General features: G+C 37.8%; 13 protein-coding genes and 1 riboswitch. Of the genes, 6 read left to right on the top strand and 7 right to left on the bottom strand.

What is annotated here, in order from left to right; genetic code table 11:
* Positions 1-7: 7 nt before the first annotated feature.
* The 5 genes from nikB to MKY49_RS02205 all read right to left on the bottom strand — a co-directional run bounded on the left by nikB (position 8) and on the right by MKY49_RS02205 (position 7,425).
* On the bottom strand, positions 8-931 hold the full coding sequence (gene nikB, locus MKY49_RS02225; RefSeq protein WP_341385508.1) for a nickel ABC transporter permease: 924 nt from the start codon (positions 929-931) through the stop codon (positions 8-10).
* Between the two features lie 67 nt (positions 932-998).
* Positions 999-2,582: a glutathione ABC transporter substrate-binding protein gene (locus tag MKY49_RS02220; RefSeq protein WP_341385506.1), complete on the bottom strand. Its 1,584-nt coding sequence runs from the start codon at positions 2,580-2,582 to the stop codon at positions 999-1,001.
* Positions 2,583-3,073: 491 nt separating this feature from the next.
* Positions 3,074-4,426, bottom strand: a complete 1,353-nt coding sequence (locus tag MKY49_RS02215; RefSeq protein ID WP_274795480.1) for an aspartate aminotransferase family protein — start codon at positions 4,424-4,426, stop codon at positions 3,074-3,076.
* A gap of 33 nt (positions 4,427-4,459) precedes the next feature.
* Entirely contained in the window at positions 4,460-5,989 is a 1,530-nt protein-coding gene (locus MKY49_RS02210; protein WP_312505024.1) for a CoA-acylating methylmalonate-semialdehyde dehydrogenase, read from the bottom strand.
* Between the two features lie 23 nt (positions 5,990-6,012).
* On the bottom strand, positions 6,013-7,425 hold the full coding sequence (locus MKY49_RS02205; protein WP_274795478.1) for an amino acid permease: 1,413 nt from the start codon (positions 7,423-7,425) through the stop codon (positions 6,013-6,015).
* A gap of 233 nt (positions 7,426-7,658) precedes the next feature.
* Between MKY49_RS02205 and MKY49_RS02200 the strand changes: the two genes are divergently transcribed.
* The gene (locus MKY49_RS02200) at positions 7,659-9,227 is read left to right on the top strand and encodes a PucR family transcriptional regulator (RefSeq protein WP_341385505.1); all 1,569 of its coding nucleotides are present in this window, start codon (positions 7,659-7,661) and stop codon (positions 9,225-9,227) included.
* Between the two features lie 51 nt (positions 9,228-9,278).
* Here MKY49_RS02200 and MKY49_RS02195 read toward each other — a convergent pair whose 3' ends face one another.
* Positions 9,279-10,073, bottom strand: a complete 795-nt coding sequence (locus MKY49_RS02195) for a carbon-nitrogen family hydrolase (RefSeq protein WP_322611229.1) — start codon at positions 10,071-10,073, stop codon at positions 9,279-9,281.
* Positions 10,074-10,169: 96 nt separating this feature from the next.
* Here MKY49_RS02195 and MKY49_RS02190 point away from each other — a divergent pair, with 96 nt between their 5' ends.
* Complete coding sequence (locus MKY49_RS02190; protein ID WP_312505026.1) at positions 10,170-11,339, top strand: pyridoxal phosphate-dependent aminotransferase; 1,170 nt, start codon at positions 10,170-10,172, stop codon at positions 11,337-11,339.
* A gap of 40 nt (positions 11,340-11,379) precedes the next feature.
* Here the strand turns inward: MKY49_RS02190 and MKY49_RS02185 are convergent, their stop codons facing one another.
* Positions 11,380-11,883 carry a PPC domain-containing DNA-binding protein gene (locus tag MKY49_RS02185; RefSeq protein ID WP_341385504.1) on the bottom strand — a complete coding sequence of 168 codons (504 nt, stop codon included), beginning with the start codon at positions 11,881-11,883 and terminating at the stop codon, positions 11,380-11,382.
* A 122-nt stretch (positions 11,884-12,005) separates the two neighbouring features.
* Positions 12,006-12,111, top strand: a riboswitch (SAM riboswitch).
* 89 nt (positions 12,112-12,200) lie between these two features.
* Between MKY49_RS02185 and MKY49_RS02180 the strand changes: the two genes are divergently transcribed.
* The 4 genes from MKY49_RS02180 to MKY49_RS02165 all read left to right on the top strand — a co-directional run bounded on the left by MKY49_RS02180 (position 12,201) and on the right by MKY49_RS02165 (position 15,603).
* Complete coding sequence (locus tag MKY49_RS02180) at positions 12,201-13,031, top strand: MetQ/NlpA family ABC transporter substrate-binding protein (protein ID WP_274795472.1); 831 nt, start codon at positions 12,201-12,203, stop codon at positions 13,029-13,031.
* Positions 13,032-13,123: 92 nt separating this feature from the next.
* Positions 13,124-14,149: a methionine ABC transporter ATP-binding protein gene (locus tag MKY49_RS02175; RefSeq protein WP_341385503.1), complete on the top strand. Its 1,026-nt coding sequence runs from the start codon at positions 13,124-13,126 to the stop codon at positions 14,147-14,149.
* Complete coding sequence (locus tag MKY49_RS02170) at positions 14,142-14,813, top strand: methionine ABC transporter permease (RefSeq protein ID WP_274795470.1); 672 nt, start codon at positions 14,142-14,144, stop codon at positions 14,811-14,813. Before MKY49_RS02175 ends, MKY49_RS02170 begins: the two co-directional genes overlap by 8 nt.
* Positions 14,814-14,823: 10 nt before the next feature.
* A complete protein-coding gene (locus MKY49_RS02165) occupies positions 14,824-15,603 on the top strand; it encodes an enoyl-CoA hydratase/isomerase family protein (RefSeq protein WP_312505034.1) in 780 nt (259 codons plus the stop codon).
* Positions 15,604-15,606: the final 3 nt, after the last annotated feature.

The following is a 15,606-nucleotide window of genomic DNA, read 5'->3' as shown; positions in this document are numbered from 1 at the left end:
CCCTCCCTTAAGAATCTAATTGGATTTTTGGATTTAACACGGTATAAAGCACATCAACGATTAAATTCACAACTATAAATTCAAATGCAAATAACAGCAGTGCTGACTGAATGACAGGGTAGTCTCGAAATGCAATAGAATCGATTAGCAGACGTCCCATTCCTGGAAAACTAAATACCGTTTCTACTACCACTGACCCCCCTAGTAGAAATCCAAATTGTAAACCTGCTACCGTCACAACAGAAATTAAGGAATTTCGTAAAGCATGCGTTACAATCACGGAATGTTCCTTTAAGCCTTTGGCTCTCCCTGTTCTTATAAAATCAGCTTGTAGCGTTTCAAGCATAGAAGAACGCGTAAATCGAGCGATCATCGACATAATGCCTGCACCTAGAGTCAAGGAAGGCAAAATATAACTAGAGTAGCCATCCAATCCACCTGTCGGGAATAAGCCTAGTTGTACAGAAAATAGTTGAATCAACAATAGCCCCAACCAAAATCCAGGAATTGAAATACCAGAAACCGCCGTCACCATTCCAAAATAATCAGGCCATTTATTTTTATTGATGGCAGAAAAAACGCCAATCATTAAACCCATTAAAGTAGCCCAAAACATGGAGAGAAACGTAAGGTGGAGAGAAGGCATAAACCTTGTCTTAAACATATCTATCACAGGTAATCCAGTTGTTAAGGATGTGCCAAGCTCACCCGTCATTAGATTTTTCATATAATCTACATATTGTTTAAGAATTGGCTTATCAAGACCCAATTCATGTCGTACATTTTCAACATCCTCTATCGTGGCATCCTTACCCGCTACTAACCGTGCAGGATCTCCCGGTATTAAATGAATAAATAAGAAGGTTAAGATTGAAATGACTATTAATATTGGTATCATTTCAACTATTCTTCTAGCTATATATTTCCACACGACGACTTCCTCCTTTCTTTGTTGTAAGAAAGGAATTGACCAACATCAATTCCTTTTATTTTTAGCCTCACTCAACTTTTGCGTTTTTCACATCCAGTCCACCTGTTGGGTTTACTACCACACCACTGACATTGGAACGTACACCATATACAACCTCATCTACCCCTAAGAAAATCCAAGGCGTATCTTGGTAAACGATTTCCTGTAATTTTTCATATAATTCAGCTTGGCGATCTACATCCGAAATAGAATTCGCTTCATCCATTAATTGATCCGCCTCAGTGTTATTGTAATAGGCTGTGTTTGCACCATTTGGTGGGAATGATACGCTATGGAAAAGAGGTTTTGTTGCATTTGTAATATCAGAAGCATAGGCTGACCAACTTACATACCACATTTGCAATTTGGCATCATCTGGTGTTTGTGCACCGTAGATTTCATCTGACAAAGTACCTTCTTCCATTGATTTAATCTCAACTTTTACACCAATTTGACCTAATTGTTGTTGAATAAACTGCATTCCTTTCATCGTATCTGAGTTCGTATTTCCCCAGATTTCAATATCGAAGCCATCTGGATAGCCAGCCTCAGCCAACAAAGCCTTTGCTTTTTCTATATTGTGTTCATACAGTTTTTGCTGTTTATAATAAACCGTTTTGGACGGAATAATGGAGTCTAGTGGTAATCCCAACCCTGCATTCACCACTTTTAAATAAGCATCTTTGTCCACAGCATAATTAAATGCTTGTCGTACTTTAATATCATTTAAAGGTTTTTTATACGTATTCAAGGAAACATAATGAGCAATTGTAGAAGGAACCTTGTTAATTTCTAGCTCTTTATTGTTAGAAAGCTCATCGATATTTTGGGCTGGCACTGGATAGATTGCCTGTGCATCTCCAGCTTTTAGCATCGCCACACGTGACCCGTTTTCTGGTACTGGTTTATACGTAATTTTAGAAACACGATCACCGCCACCCCAATAGCCGTCAAATTTTTCAATCGTTAGATGGTCTCCTTGTACCCATTCAACAAATTTATAAGGACCTGTACCAACAGGCTTCTTCGGAATATCTTTAGAATTATCTTTAATCATTTTAGGACTGATCATTTTAGCAACTCCAAAACGAGTAATCATTGGCCCATATGGTTCTTTTAATGTAACTTTAATTTCGTATTCCCCTAAAATTTCAACTTTATTGATTAAGCTAAAACCACGTGAATACAAACGTAAACTTTCATCTTTCATGATTCGTTCAATGTTGGCTTTTGCAGCCTCTGCATTAAATTGCTCCCCATCATGGAAAGTGACTCCTTCTTGTAGCTTAAATGTATACTCCAAAGCATCCTCACTAATTGAATAATCATTAGCCAAAACCTTAATAATTTTTCCATCAGCATCGAAGCCAAGTAAACCTTCTAACATTGTCTCTTGTACAGAACCCGAATTTGTATCTCCTGTGTTATGCGGATCCATGGAAATAAAGTTTTCATTTACAGCAATTATTAGTTCATTTTTCGAACTCGCTGCGCCTGATTCTGTTGTAGATTTGTCCCCAGTATTTGATGCATTAGAATTGTCTTTCTCTGTGCATGCTGCTAAAAGCAACGTACATAGAATTACAAAAACCAATTTTTTAACATAATTCATCTCATCTACTCCCTTTGTAAAAATATATAAAAATATTCCTTAAAATTAGAATTAAGAAATATAATTACTAGAATCATTTATTTTCTCCACTGATGAAAATAAATAGATAAAAAAATAAACTATACTTTCATTACGATTAAACAATTCAATTAGAGAAAGACATTACTTTCTCAACATACACAATTGCTATTCATCAGAAACTATAGTTCAAACAACAAAATATATTTATTCCACCACTGAAAATAAGTAAACAAAAAAATATTCCCTTCCAGGATCCTTTTTACGCATAATTATCAGAAAATTAATTATTTTTAACAACTATAAACCACAAAATACATTTTTTCTAGCATTATTTTAATCATTTTCTAAATTTTCTAATTATTAATATTGAGCTATAATAATGTGTCTAATGCTCTTCCTTGTTACGAAATTTTGCAATAAAGGTTCTAAAAGCCCTTATTCTAAGACTTTCAGAACCTTATCAACATGCTTTACAGCTGATTTATACTATCCACAACAACCTCAAGTATGCGTTCCAGATCTTCTTTTGAAATATTAAGTGGTGGAGATAATGTTAAAACATTATTAAACCCTGCAACGGTTGCCCCATTTTTCCCAATGATGACCCCTTGCTCTTTACATTTCGCAATGACAGTATTCACCTTTTCCACCGGTAAAGGATCTTTCGAGACTTTATCAACAACTAATTCAATCCCAATCAATAAGCCTTTTCCTCGCACATCTCCAACATTTGAATGATGCTGCAATTCTTGTTGTAAAGATTGTAATGTGGCAGCGCCCACTTCTTTGGATCGCTCGAACAATGCTTCTTGTTCAAGAATTTCAATATTCTTCAATGCTACTGCACATGCCACTGGGGAGCCGCCAAATGTATTCACATGGCGGAAATAGCCGTATGCATCAGAACCTGTAAACGCCTCATAAATTTCGCGTTTTACCGCAGTAGCAGATAGTGGTAAGTAGGCACTTGTAATTCCTTTAGCCATCGTAATAATATCTGGCTTTACTCCATAATTCATAAATCCAAAAGGCTTCCCTGTACGACCGAAGCCACAAATAACTTCATCGACAATCATTAAAGCACCGTGTTTTTTACATACTGCCTCAATGCCTTTTAAATAGTTTTCCGGTGGCATAATAACACCGCCACCTGTAATAATGGGCTCTAAGATCATGGCGGCAATGGTATCGCCTAGCTCCCATGTCATCGTTTTGTCTACAGCCTTTACACTCGCTAAATCTAATGGGGCAATAGTATCACTTTCATACTCGCGATATTGATCAGGTGGTGCAACATGGATAAACCCAGGTGATAGTGGCTCATATTTATATTTGCGCTCCGCCTGCCCTGTTGCCGCTAATGCACCGAATGAGTTCCCATGATAAGCACGGTAGCGAGAGACAATTTTATAGCGAGAGCTTTGTCCCTTTTGCTGGTGGTATTGTCGAGCAATTTTAAAAGCTGTTTCATTCGCCTCTGAACCGCTATTAGAGAAGAAAATAACGTAATCTCCACCAAGCATGTCATTTAGCTTTTCGGCTAGTTCGACTGCTGGCAAATGCCCCTGGGATAACGGAGCATACGCATTTTTCATCATTTGCTCATGTGCAGCATCGGCTAATTCTTTACGTCCATAGCCAACATTGACACACCATAGCCCAGCCATCGCATCAATATATTCCACACCATCTGTATCAATAATTCTGGCACCATCAGATTTCTCCACTACATATGTGGCTTGTGGATTGTACGGTTTCATTGAATGCCATACATATTGCTCATCCTTTGTTAATACATCACTTTTAAGATTTGTCTGCGTCATAGCCAAACACCCCTCCTTATTATTTTCACTGCATTAGCTTTTCGCGTCGTTATTGCTTGGGAATGCAAAGGAACTTGTTGTATCCTCAGTTTCATCTGGCCAGCGTTCAGAAATGGTTTTTGCTTTTGTAAAGAATCTCGCTTGATCTGGTCCAAACATATGCCCCTCACCAAATTTAGAGCGTTTCCATCCCCCAAAGTTGTGATAGCCAACAGGAATTGGTATTGGTACATTAACCCCTACCATGCCAACTTCTATTTCTTCTTGGAATCTACGTGCTGCTGCTCCACTGCTTGTAAACATGGTTACACCATTACCAAGTTCATGGTCATTTATGAGATCAATCGCTTCTTGTAATGTATCTACACCTACTACAATACGCGCTGGTCCAAAAACCTCTTCTTTAAAGATCGTCATTTCTGGTGTCACATTGTTCAGTAGTGTTGGACCAAGATAAAAACCATTAGACGTTTCGCATACTTTTGGATGTCTACCGTCGATGACAAGATTTGCTCCTTCAGTGACTGCCCCATCGATATAACGTATAATTGTTTCCTTCGATTGTTTAGTAATGACTGGGCCAAAGTCGACATCTTGCTCTGTATATGGCCCTACCTTAAGTTGAGATATTTTATGTTTCAATATTTCTGTAAAACGTTGTTCCGTATCCTTACCTACAACAAGTGCACCTGAAATAGCCATACAGCGCTGAGAGGCTGCACCATATGCGGCTCCTAAAAAGGCATTGGCTGTTTGTTCTAAGTTGGCATCTGGCATAACAATCATGAAATTCTTTCCACCGCCAAATGCTGCAACTCGTTTATTGTGTTTTGTTCCAGTTTGATAGATATATTCAGCAACAGGCGTTGACCCAACAAATGAAATTGCTTGAATCTCTTTGTTTTCTAATAGTTCATCGACTGCCTCTTTATCTCCATTAACCACTGTCCAAATACCATCTGGAAGTCCTGCCTCTTTCCATAATTGGCTTAAATATAAGGCAGAAATAGGAACGCGCTCAGACGGCTTTAATATAACGGCATTCCCTACAGCAACTGCCATACTTGTAATAGCAAGTGGTACCATAACAGGGAAATTAAATGGTGCAATGGTTGCTACTACGCCGAGTGGCGATTTGGCAGAAAAAGCATTAATATTTCCACCTACATTGACGGAATACTCCCCTTTTAGCATTTGGGGTGCACTGATTGCCATATCAACTGATTCAATACCACGAACAATCTCACCTTTTGCATCTTCCCTTGTTTTACCACTTTCCTGACAAATCATATTGATTAGCTTATCCTGTCTTTCTACTAACAATTGACGGAAACGATGTAGCACTTCTACTCGTTTACCTATTGATGTCTTTTTCCATGCTGGGAAGGCCTCTTTTGCAAGCTGAATAGCATGCTTTACTTCATCTTTTGAAGCAAGAGGTACTCTTGCAATGACCTCACCTGTGGATGGGTTATACACTTCTGTGAATCGACCACTTGTACCGGCTACCTCTTCACCGTTAATAAAATGTGTTAGCGTTTTCATTTCTTGCTGAACTGTCATAATGAGACCACTCCTTCATCGTATTATTGTTCAAAATCAAACTCTTCCTTGCTGAAAATAGAGCTTGATTCATCGGCTTGTTTAACTGTCTTTTTCTTTTGCGTAAGCATATAGAAAATCATCACAACTGCAACGACAACACATGTGAATAAAATTTGCGAGCGCATAGACTCTATAAAGAACATCGCAATTAATAAAGCCGTTGTTGCTAGTATTGTGAAATACGTTAAATAAGGGAATAACCACATTTTCACCTTTAATAGCTCCGGGTTTTCCTGTTCAATCTTCCGTCGCATTTTTAATTGTGAAAAAGCAATGATTAAATAAAGAATGAGCGTTATAGCACTACAAGAACTTAGTAAAAACATAAAAACTTTATCTGGAGAAACATAATTCATAATAACTGCAATATAAGAGAAAAATGTTGCTGCTAAAATGGCATTTACAGGAGCACCTTTTTTATTTAATTTTAAAAATGCTTTTGGGGCCTCCCCTTTCTCCGCTAGAGAAAATACCATTCGTGAAGTTGCATAAAGCGCTGAATTTAAGCATGATAACACAGCTGTTAAAACAACAAAATTCATGATTTGTGCGGCAGCAGGAATCCCAATATAATCGAGAACCGCTACATAAGGACTTGTTAAAATATCTGAAGAATGCCAAGGTAAAAGTGTCACAACAACCGCTATAGAGCCGACATAGAAAATTAAAATACGCCAAGTAATGGAATTGGTTGCTTTCGTTACGGCCGCTAAAGGTTCATCTGATTCCCCAGCAGCGATAGCCACGATCTCTGTTCCCATGAAAGAAAAAATGACGATAACAACACCCATTAACACAGCACCAAAACCATTTGGTAAAAAACCACCTTGCCCTACTAAATTGGTCATGCCTACTGCATTAAAGTTTGGTGCAATGCCAAAAATAATAAATGCTCCAAGACCGAGGAACACTACTATACTTGCAACCTTAATAAGAGAGAACCAATACTCAAATTCACCAAAGGCTTTGACAGAAACAACATTTGTTAAAGTAAGTGCTACGGTTAACAACAGACTTAATAACCATAAAGGAATCCCATCATACCAATACTGAATAATTGCTGCCGCTGCTGTTGCCTCTAATGCAATGGCAATAACCCAGAAAAACCAGTACAGCCAACCAATCATAAAGCCTGCCCATGGACCAATGGCTTCATGTGCATAGTGTGCAAACGACCCACTCGTTGGATTGACAGCCGCCATCTCACCCAGCATACGCATAACTAACACAACGATAATTCCTGCGAATATATACGATAAAATTGCCCCAGGACCAGCTAAATTAATAACCGAGCCACTTCCCATAAACAGTCCTGCACCGATTACTCCGGCAATAGCAATCATCGTCATATGCCGCTTTTTTAACCCTCTTTGTAAATGCGTTTGTTGCTCCATATCTGTCACCTCTTTTATTAGATTACTTGATCGCTTACAAAAATCTTACATGTTTCATAACGTTGAAGTAATAGACAAACTGTAAAATTCTATACATATGTTTTAAACATAATGTAAAATAGACTAAATATTCTTAAAATAAAATAATTGCTATTTTATAAGAAAATATACAACATTAAACAGAAATTATAGAGAATCATTTTAATTTAATCATGTCAAAAGGAGGAGCTAAATTGAGTCCATTTCAACTAAAAGTACTAGATGTTTTGGAAAATAAATATTTTCAAAAGGCAGAGGTTGTAGCAGGTTACGAGGGATTATCAAGGATTGTCAAATGGGTACATGTTCTTGAAATCGTGCAAGTTGATGATTTTTTGGTCGGTGAAGAACTAGTATTAACAACAGGAATTAGTCTACAGCATAGCATTGAGGATTTTGCGGCATTTGTAGAAGCCCTTATTCAAAAAAAATGTGCCGCTCTCTGTATTGAGTATGGCTCCTATATTCAAACAGTTCCTGAAGCAATCATAGCACTTGCTAACTATCATCAGTTTCCCATTATTGTTTTTCATGAGGCAGTTCCTTTTGTTCGCATTACACAGGATTTACATAGCCAAATTATCAATAAGCAATATTTACTCATTTCTTCGCTAGAATCTTACTCACAGGCATTGAACAAAAATGCAGTCTTAGGACAGAACACAGACGATATTTTGCAAAATATGTATAACGAATTAAAGACACAAATCATGTTTGCTATTAAAGAGCGAGAGCCTATCTTTTATCCTAATATGGGACACAAAAAACGGCAGCAATTAGAAACATTGCACAAATCTGCACCACAATTTAAACATGAGCCTATTTTCATCTTTGATGAACATTATGCAGACCTAACACTCTATAGAGAAGATGGGCTATTCTCAGAATTTGAATTATTAATATTAGATCGTACAGCAACGGCATTAGCGCAACTATTAATGCGGGAATTCTATATCGAGGAAAAGAAGAATATAGAGGATGCAACCATTTTAGCAGATTGGATTGATCAAAAACTTTCTAAGGAGGAAATCTTTAAATTTATTGATACACATTACTCAAGCTATCAACAATCTAGTGGAACTGTTTTTATTTTAGCCTCTCCCCATACATTGCCGAAAGCACAGGAAGATATCGTCTATAGTAAACTCTATTATCGAAATCTCTTTGAACAGCATGGCTTCATCCCATTTTTATTTGAAAGAAAGAGCTATGTTATTTTTATTTTACTTCATACAAAAGACAGCAAAGCAACTCGTGACATATTAAATAACATCTTTTCTACACTTCCTAAAACTGATTTTTATAAGAAGCAACAGACACAAGGCTTTCAAGTAGCCGTTGGGAAAGTCGTTTGTAACGTAGAGGAAATTCCAAAAAGCTATCAAACAGCCATAGAAACCTTATATATTTGCCGTAAAGTACAAACTTCCTCCTTTTTTTATGATGATCTGCATTTATATCATTTAATTTATAAGCTACAAATGCAGGTGAATTTACAGGAAGTAATTTACGACTATCTTCAGCCAGTGATTGAGTACGATAAAAAATATAATAGTAAGCTACTCGAAACATTACAGGTGTATTTACAAACAAATGGCTCCAAACAACAAACAGCCAATCAGTTGTTTATTGTTCGTCAAACCCTCTATCACCGATTAAAAAAGCTTGAAGGTTTATTAGGTAAAAATTTTATGAAAGGACATAACCGCATCACACTTGAGTTTATGCTATTGGCAAATTCATTAATTGAGGAGAAGGTCTAAAAAAGTAGGCACGCTCAGCAGGTTGTCTTTCCTTTTGAGCGTACCTCTTCACTACCCTTTCACAACAACATCCTGATATAGTCCAGGTCTACGATCGTCATAAACTGGGATTCTTCCGCGTACTTCATCGACAATAGAAAAGTCTACATCAATGACCGCTACTTCTTCATCTTCAGCACCAATCCAAAGTACTTCACCCCAAGGCTGAATAATCATAGATTGCCCATTAAAGTTTTCTACCTTTTTTGAAATACGATTAACTGCGATGACAAAACATTGGTTCTCAATCGCACGAGCCTGTAGTAGCGTTTTCCAATGATCAATCCTTGGTGTCGGCCACTGTGCTGGTACAAATAATACCTTTGCTCCTTGTAAGGCGTGGGCACGTAACCATTCAGGGAAACGAATATCATAGCAAATGACACCAGCAGCCTCAATATCTCCTAAAGCAAAACGATTCATTTCATCCCCTGCTTCTAAATAAAGATGCTCGTCCATTAAACGGAAAAGATGGGCCTTACTATATTCCCCTACAAGCTCTCCTTGGCAATCAAATGTATACATCGTATTATAAAATTTATCGCCTTTTTTTATTGATACGGAGCCACCTACAATATGTACACCAAGTTCCTTCGCTAAGTGTGCCAAAAAGGCTTTTGTTCGCTCACCATTGACATCTGCTAAGTCAGGCAATTTCTCTAGTGCATAGCCTGTATTCCACATTTCAGGTAGCACAATGATTTCTGCACCTTGTTGTGCCGCTTCTCGAATCTTGTTTTCTGCTCGTGCAAAATTTTCTTCTACTTTGCCAAAGCCAACGTTTAATTGAATACAACCTATTTTCATATCTATTCCTCCTCTAGACAATTAACAGAAAAAGTAATACTATTTGCTTCATATTCTTCAATAATAATTATTATATTCTGAAAAAGGTGATCATGCATGGAATTCTCTAAAAAACTACAGCAACTACCTCCCCAATTTTTTGCGGCACTCGTCCAAAAAGTAAACAGTGCCCTAGAGGAGGGACGTGATGTCATCAATCTCGGGCAAGGTAATCCCGACCAACCGACGCCACCTCACATCATTCAAGCATTACAGGAAGCAGCAGACAATCCTCAAAATCACAAATATTCGCCGTTTCGTGGTATCGCCGAATTACGCCAGGCAGCTGCCAATTTTTACAAACGGGAATATAATGTTGATATAAATCCCGACACGGAGGTAGCAATTCTTGGCGGAACAAAAATAGGTCTTGTTGAGCTACCTCTAGCCGTATTAAACCCTGGTGATACCATGCTATTACCGGACCCAGGCTATCCAGACTACTTATCAGGTGTAGTATTAGGTGATGTAAATTTTGAGGTTATGCCACTTTTTGCTGAAAATAATTTCTTACCTGATTATCATGCATTACCTAATGAAGTGAAAGAAAAAGCCAAGCTACTTTATTTAAATTACCCGAATAACCCTACAGGTGGTACAGCAACACTGGCATTTTTCGAAGAGACTGTTCGCTTTGCCAAGGAACATAATATTATCGTATCACATGATTTTGCTTATGGAGCAATAGGATTTGATGGCAATAAACCTATTAGCTTCCTACAGGCAGAGGGTGCAAAAGACATTGGTATTGAAATGTATACACTTTCGAAAACCTTTAATATGGCTGGCTGGCGTATAGGCTTCGCCGTTGGTAACGCCGATATTATTGCGGCTATTAATCTCATTCAAGATCATTTGTTTTGTAGTCAATTCCCTGCAATTCAGCAAGCAGCAGCAGCGGCACTAACAGCTTCTCAAGAATGTGCAGATGAACTAAGGGCTACTTATGAGCGTCGTCGAAATGTATTAATTGAAGAAGCTCAAAGAATTGGCTGGCAAGTTACGGCTCCGAAGGGCTCCTTTTTTGCTTGGCTTCCTGTACCTGTAGGCTACACTAGTGAACAATTTGCTGATTTATTGCTAGAAAAAGCTGATATTGCAGTAGCCGCAGGCAATGGCTTCGGTCAATATGGCGAAGGGTATATACGTGTTGGCTTACTTGTCAGCGAGGAACGCTTACGTGAAGCCATTCACAGAATTGAACAATTACAATTATTTACCGCTTAATACTACTATGTCCTGTAGCATACATTCTCTACAGGGCATGCTATTTTTCGATTTTTCTTGGTAGCTCTAAACCTTGCTCTAGCGGATAAAATTGTATATGTCCTGTTTCTTCATCCAATCTACGAATATGCTGAACGTCTTGAATCTCAGCCAGTACAATGTCCGCTGTAATAACGGGATTTCTACCTTTCAGAAAGTGTCCCCCTGATACTACACCCCATTGATCACTCATCGAACCATGGAAATGTGTTTCATATCCTCCATCTCGTTTACAGACAACACCAGATCCTTGAATAAATTCGAGTGGTCCCTCTTTTTCAATGACTTCACTAAAACGGACTTTAATGTGCGATGTTTCATCAGGTACTAAATAAACAAAGCTACTTTTTTGGAAGCTCCCAATACAACTTACAATTGTAGCAGACTCTATATGATTCTCCTCACAGAGCGCCTCAATTCCTTCCATGATGTCTGTTCCCATTAGAATACGAGCACTAATAACCTTGCCAAATGAACCAATTCCATAATTTACTCTTACAGACATTGTTCTCCCTCTTTCATAACAAAAAATTATAATAATATAAAAAATTTTAAAAATATTTATTGACTTACTATACCCCATAAATTATATTAGTTCTATCGGAATTACAAAAAAATATTATAAATCTCTTATCAAGAGTAGCTGAGGGACTGGCCCTATGAAGCTCGGCAACCTCCTTTTTAAAAGGAAGGTGCTAAATCCTGCAAACGAATTTCGTTTGATAGATAAGAGAGGACATCTTTTTCATGAGCCTCTCTTAGTTTGTAAGAGAGTTTTTTTATTTTCAAAAAACCGATAAAAACATTTTGGAGGTCATTTTCATGAAAAAGAAAAATAAATTTTTAGTAGGTTTAGCAAGTCTTACATTAGTAGCAGCTCTAGCCGGCTGTGGCTCTAAAGAAGATAGTAAAGGTCAAGCTGAGGCAATCGATGAAAATAAAATCGTCGTTGGTGTCACTTCTGGCCCACACGAGCAAATTGCAGAAGTAGCAGCTAAAGTAGCAAAAGAAAAAGGCTTAGAAGTTGAGCTAAAGTCGTTTTCTGATTATGTTTTACCAAATACATCGTTAGCTGAAGGCGATCTCGATGCAAACAGCTACCAACATGAGCCTTTCTTGGACACATTTAATAAAGATCACGATACAGATTTAGTACCAGTAGGCAAAACTATTTTAAATCCAATGGGTATTTACTCTGAAAAATATAAATCATTTGATGATATTCCTGATGGTGCCACATTTGGCTTACCGAACGACCCAACAAATGGGGCCCGTGCCCTCTTTGTTTTACAAGAAGCTGGCTATATTAAGCTAAAGGATGGTGCAGACTTAACAGCCTCTATCCGTGACGTTGAAGAAAATAAAAAGAATTTACAGTTCATTGAACTAGAGGCGGCTCAAATTCCTAAACAGCTTAGTGAAGTAGATGTAGCAGCCATTAATACAAACTTCGCACTAGAAGCCGGCATTAATCCTAAAGAAGACTCTATTCTATTAGAATCTACTGACTCACCATACGTGAATTACATTGTAGTACGTGCTGAAAATGAAAACGACCCAACCATTAAAAAGTTTGTTGAGGCTTACCAATCTGAGGAAGTACGTCAATTCATTGAAGAAGAATTCAAAGGTTCTGTGATTCCTAGCTGGTAATATGCTTCTATTAGCAGAAGAATCTGCCGTATTCCTCATGAGAAAATGAGCAGATTCTCACTTTTAGAAGGACGAGAAAGGAGCAATATCGTATGATTCAATTACAAAATATATCGAAAGAATTTAAGACGAAAAAAGGGATCATTAAAGCTGTGGATGGAATCAATCTTCATGTGAAAAAGGGACAAATTCATGGGGTTATCGGCTATAGTGGTGCTGGTAAAAGTACACTTATTCGATGTGTCAATTTACTGGAACGTCCTACTTCGGGAAAAGTACTGATAGACAATGTGGACATTACAGCCCTTTCGCTAAATGAATTACGTCAAACACGACAAAAAATAGGAATGATTTTCCAACATTTTAATCTATTAAAAACTGCAACAGTTTACAACAATATTGCTGTGCCTTTAAAACTACTAGGCTATAACGACAAGGAAGTAAAAAACCGTGTAGCAAAATACGCCGAAATTGTAGGATTAACAGAGAAACTGGATAGCTATCCTAATCAACTTTCTGGTGGGCAAAAGCAACGAGTTGCTATTGCACGTGCCTTAGCACAAGAGCCAGAGATTTTACTTAGTGACGAGGCAACAAGTGCACTCGATCCTGAAACGACCGAGGCCATCCTTGAATTGTTGTTAAAAATTAACCGCGAGTTAGGCATTACGATCCTACTCATCACACATGAAATGAATGTCATTCAGAAAATATGTGATGAGGTATCTGTTCTCGAATCAGGTAAGGTCGTGGAGTTTGGTACTGCTATTAAGCTTTTTGCAAAACCGAAGCACCTTACTACTAGAAAGTTTTTAAATACAATTTCTCAGCGTAATTTATCCCCTTCACTCATTGAGCAGTTAAACGTTTCTGGAAGTGTCATTCGTTTAACATTCCTTGGTGATAGTACGGGTAAGCCATTACTAGCAGAAGTCACGAAGGTGTACGATGTGCAACCGAATATTTTAACAGCTAATATTATTGAATTAAAAAACGGCATTGTTGGGAATATCGTGGTGCATTTACATGGAGAAACCCATATCGTCCAAAAGGCCCTAACCTATTTTACAGAAAATGGTGTTGCGGTAGAAGAATTAGGAGGCGAATTCAATGAGTAGTATTCAAAGCTTCTTTTCAGATTGGTCAGATGTCATTGGAAAATCAATTATCGAAACATTCCAAATGGTCGGAATTTCGCTACTCTTCTCCATTCTAATTGGTATTCCCTTAGGGCTATTAATCGTTTTAACACGACCAGGTCAATCCTTTGAAAATAAAATTATCTATCAGCTTTTTAATCTCATCATCAATATTATTCGTTCTGTTCCATTTATCATTTTATTATTCTTCATCTTACCATTTACCAAATTAATTGTTGGTACAACGATTGGTGTTAAAGGTGTTATAGTCCCACTAGTTGTTTATACAGCTCCTTATATTGCACGCTTAATGGAATCTGCTCTTTTAGAGGTGGATTCAGGTGTGGTAGAAGCTTATACAGCAATGGGCATAAAACGTCGCCATATTATTTGGCATGTCCTATTACGTGAAGCACGCCCATCGATTATTTTAGGCTTAACGATTGCCACAATTGGCTTAATTGGCGCTACGGCAATGGCTGGAATGGTGGGGGCAGGGGGATTAGGTGACCTTGCCTACCGTTATGGTCATTTACGCTATGAGGTTGATGTTATGTATGCCACTGTCTTTATCTTAATCATCCTTGTTCAAAGCATACAATCCATCGGCAACCGCTTTGCTGCGAAATTAAAGAAAGACTAGGAGAATGACGATGACAACTGAAATTTACGTAGAAAAAAACGGCTATATCGCAACGTTAGTGTTAAATCGCCCTGATAAACGTAATTCTTTATCGAGGGCGATGTTTCAGGCCATAGTAGACCAGCTTGAGCAGTTACGTACAGATCCTTCTATTAAGCTATTAATTGTTCGCGGTATCAATGAAGTTGCCTTTTCATCAGGTGCAGATATTAGTGAGTTTTTAGATATTCGTTATGCTGCTGACAATGCCAAAGCCTATAACGAGATAGCTTTAAAAGCCATTGATGCCCTTTATAAATTTCCGCACCCTACCATTGCAATGATTCAGGGCTTAGCGATTGGCGGTGGCTTAGAGTTAGCAAACGCATGTGATTTTAGATTGGCCACACCGAATAGTAAGCTTGGTATTACGGCAGCTAATATTGGTATTGTCTATAATCTTGAAAGCACTAAACGCTTAATCAATATTGTGGGTGTCGCCAAGGCAAAGGAAATTTTATATACAGCCAACATATTTACAGCGGAAGAAGGAAAAAGCATTGGTTTAATCACAGCCTTACATGAGCCAGAGGATATTGAAAATGCCACATTGCATTTTGCAGAGCATCTATTAAGTAAATCATCCGTTGCAAATGCAGGCATTAAAAAAATCATTCAGGCGATTGTAGATGGTGAAAACGAAGAGAACGAAGAGCTGGCCCAAACCGTTCTTAATTCATTTAGTTCAGACGATTATAACGAAGGCATTCAAGCCTTTTTACACAAAAGAAAGCCTATTTTCAATAAATAAGTG

It is taken from the genome of Lysinibacillus sp. FSL M8-0134 (assembly GCF_038069745.1).
GTDB classification, from domain to species: Bacteria; Bacillota; Bacilli; order Bacillales_A; family Planococcaceae; genus Lysinibacillus; species Lysinibacillus irui.
Note: the sequence above shows the minus strand (reverse complement) of the source record. Positions and strands in the feature narration are given on the sequence as shown.

Excerpts from the sequence above, each read along its gene's own strand:
- MKY49_RS02220 (WP_341385506.1), bottom strand. The coding sequence starts at position 2,582 with ATGAATTATGTTAAAAAATTGGTTTTTGTAATTCTATGTACGTTGCTT.
- MKY49_RS02215 (WP_274795480.1), bottom strand. The coding sequence starts at position 4,426 with ATGACGCAGACAAATCTTAAAAGTGATGTATTAACAAAGGATGAGCAA.
- MKY49_RS02210 (WP_312505024.1), bottom strand. The coding sequence starts at position 5,989 with ATGACAGTTCAGCAAGAAATGAAAACGCTAACACATTTTATTAACGGT.
- MKY49_RS02205 (WP_274795478.1), bottom strand. The coding sequence starts at position 7,425 with ATGGAGCAACAAACGCATTTACAAAGAGGGTTAAAAAAGCGGCATATG.
- MKY49_RS02195 (WP_322611229.1), bottom strand. The coding sequence starts at position 10,073 with ATGAAAATAGGTTGTATTCAATTAAACGTTGGCTTTGGCAAAGTAGAA.
- MKY49_RS02190 (WP_312505026.1), top strand. The coding sequence starts at position 10,170 with ATGGAATTCTCTAAAAAACTACAGCAACTACCTCCCCAATTTTTTGCG.
- MKY49_RS02185 (WP_341385504.1), bottom strand. The coding sequence starts at position 11,883 with ATGTCTGTAAGAGTAAATTATGGAATTGGTTCATTTGGCAAGGTTATT.
- MKY49_RS02180 (WP_274795472.1), top strand. The coding sequence starts at position 12,201 with ATGAAAAAGAAAAATAAATTTTTAGTAGGTTTAGCAAGTCTTACATTA.
- MKY49_RS02175 (WP_341385503.1), top strand. The coding sequence starts at position 13,124 with ATGATTCAATTACAAAATATATCGAAAGAATTTAAGACGAAAAAAGGG.
- MKY49_RS02170 (WP_274795470.1), top strand. The coding sequence starts at position 14,142 with ATGAGTAGTATTCAAAGCTTCTTTTCAGATTGGTCAGATGTCATTGGA.
- MKY49_RS02165 (WP_312505034.1), top strand. The coding sequence starts at position 14,824 with ATGACAACTGAAATTTACGTAGAAAAAAACGGCTATATCGCAACGTTA.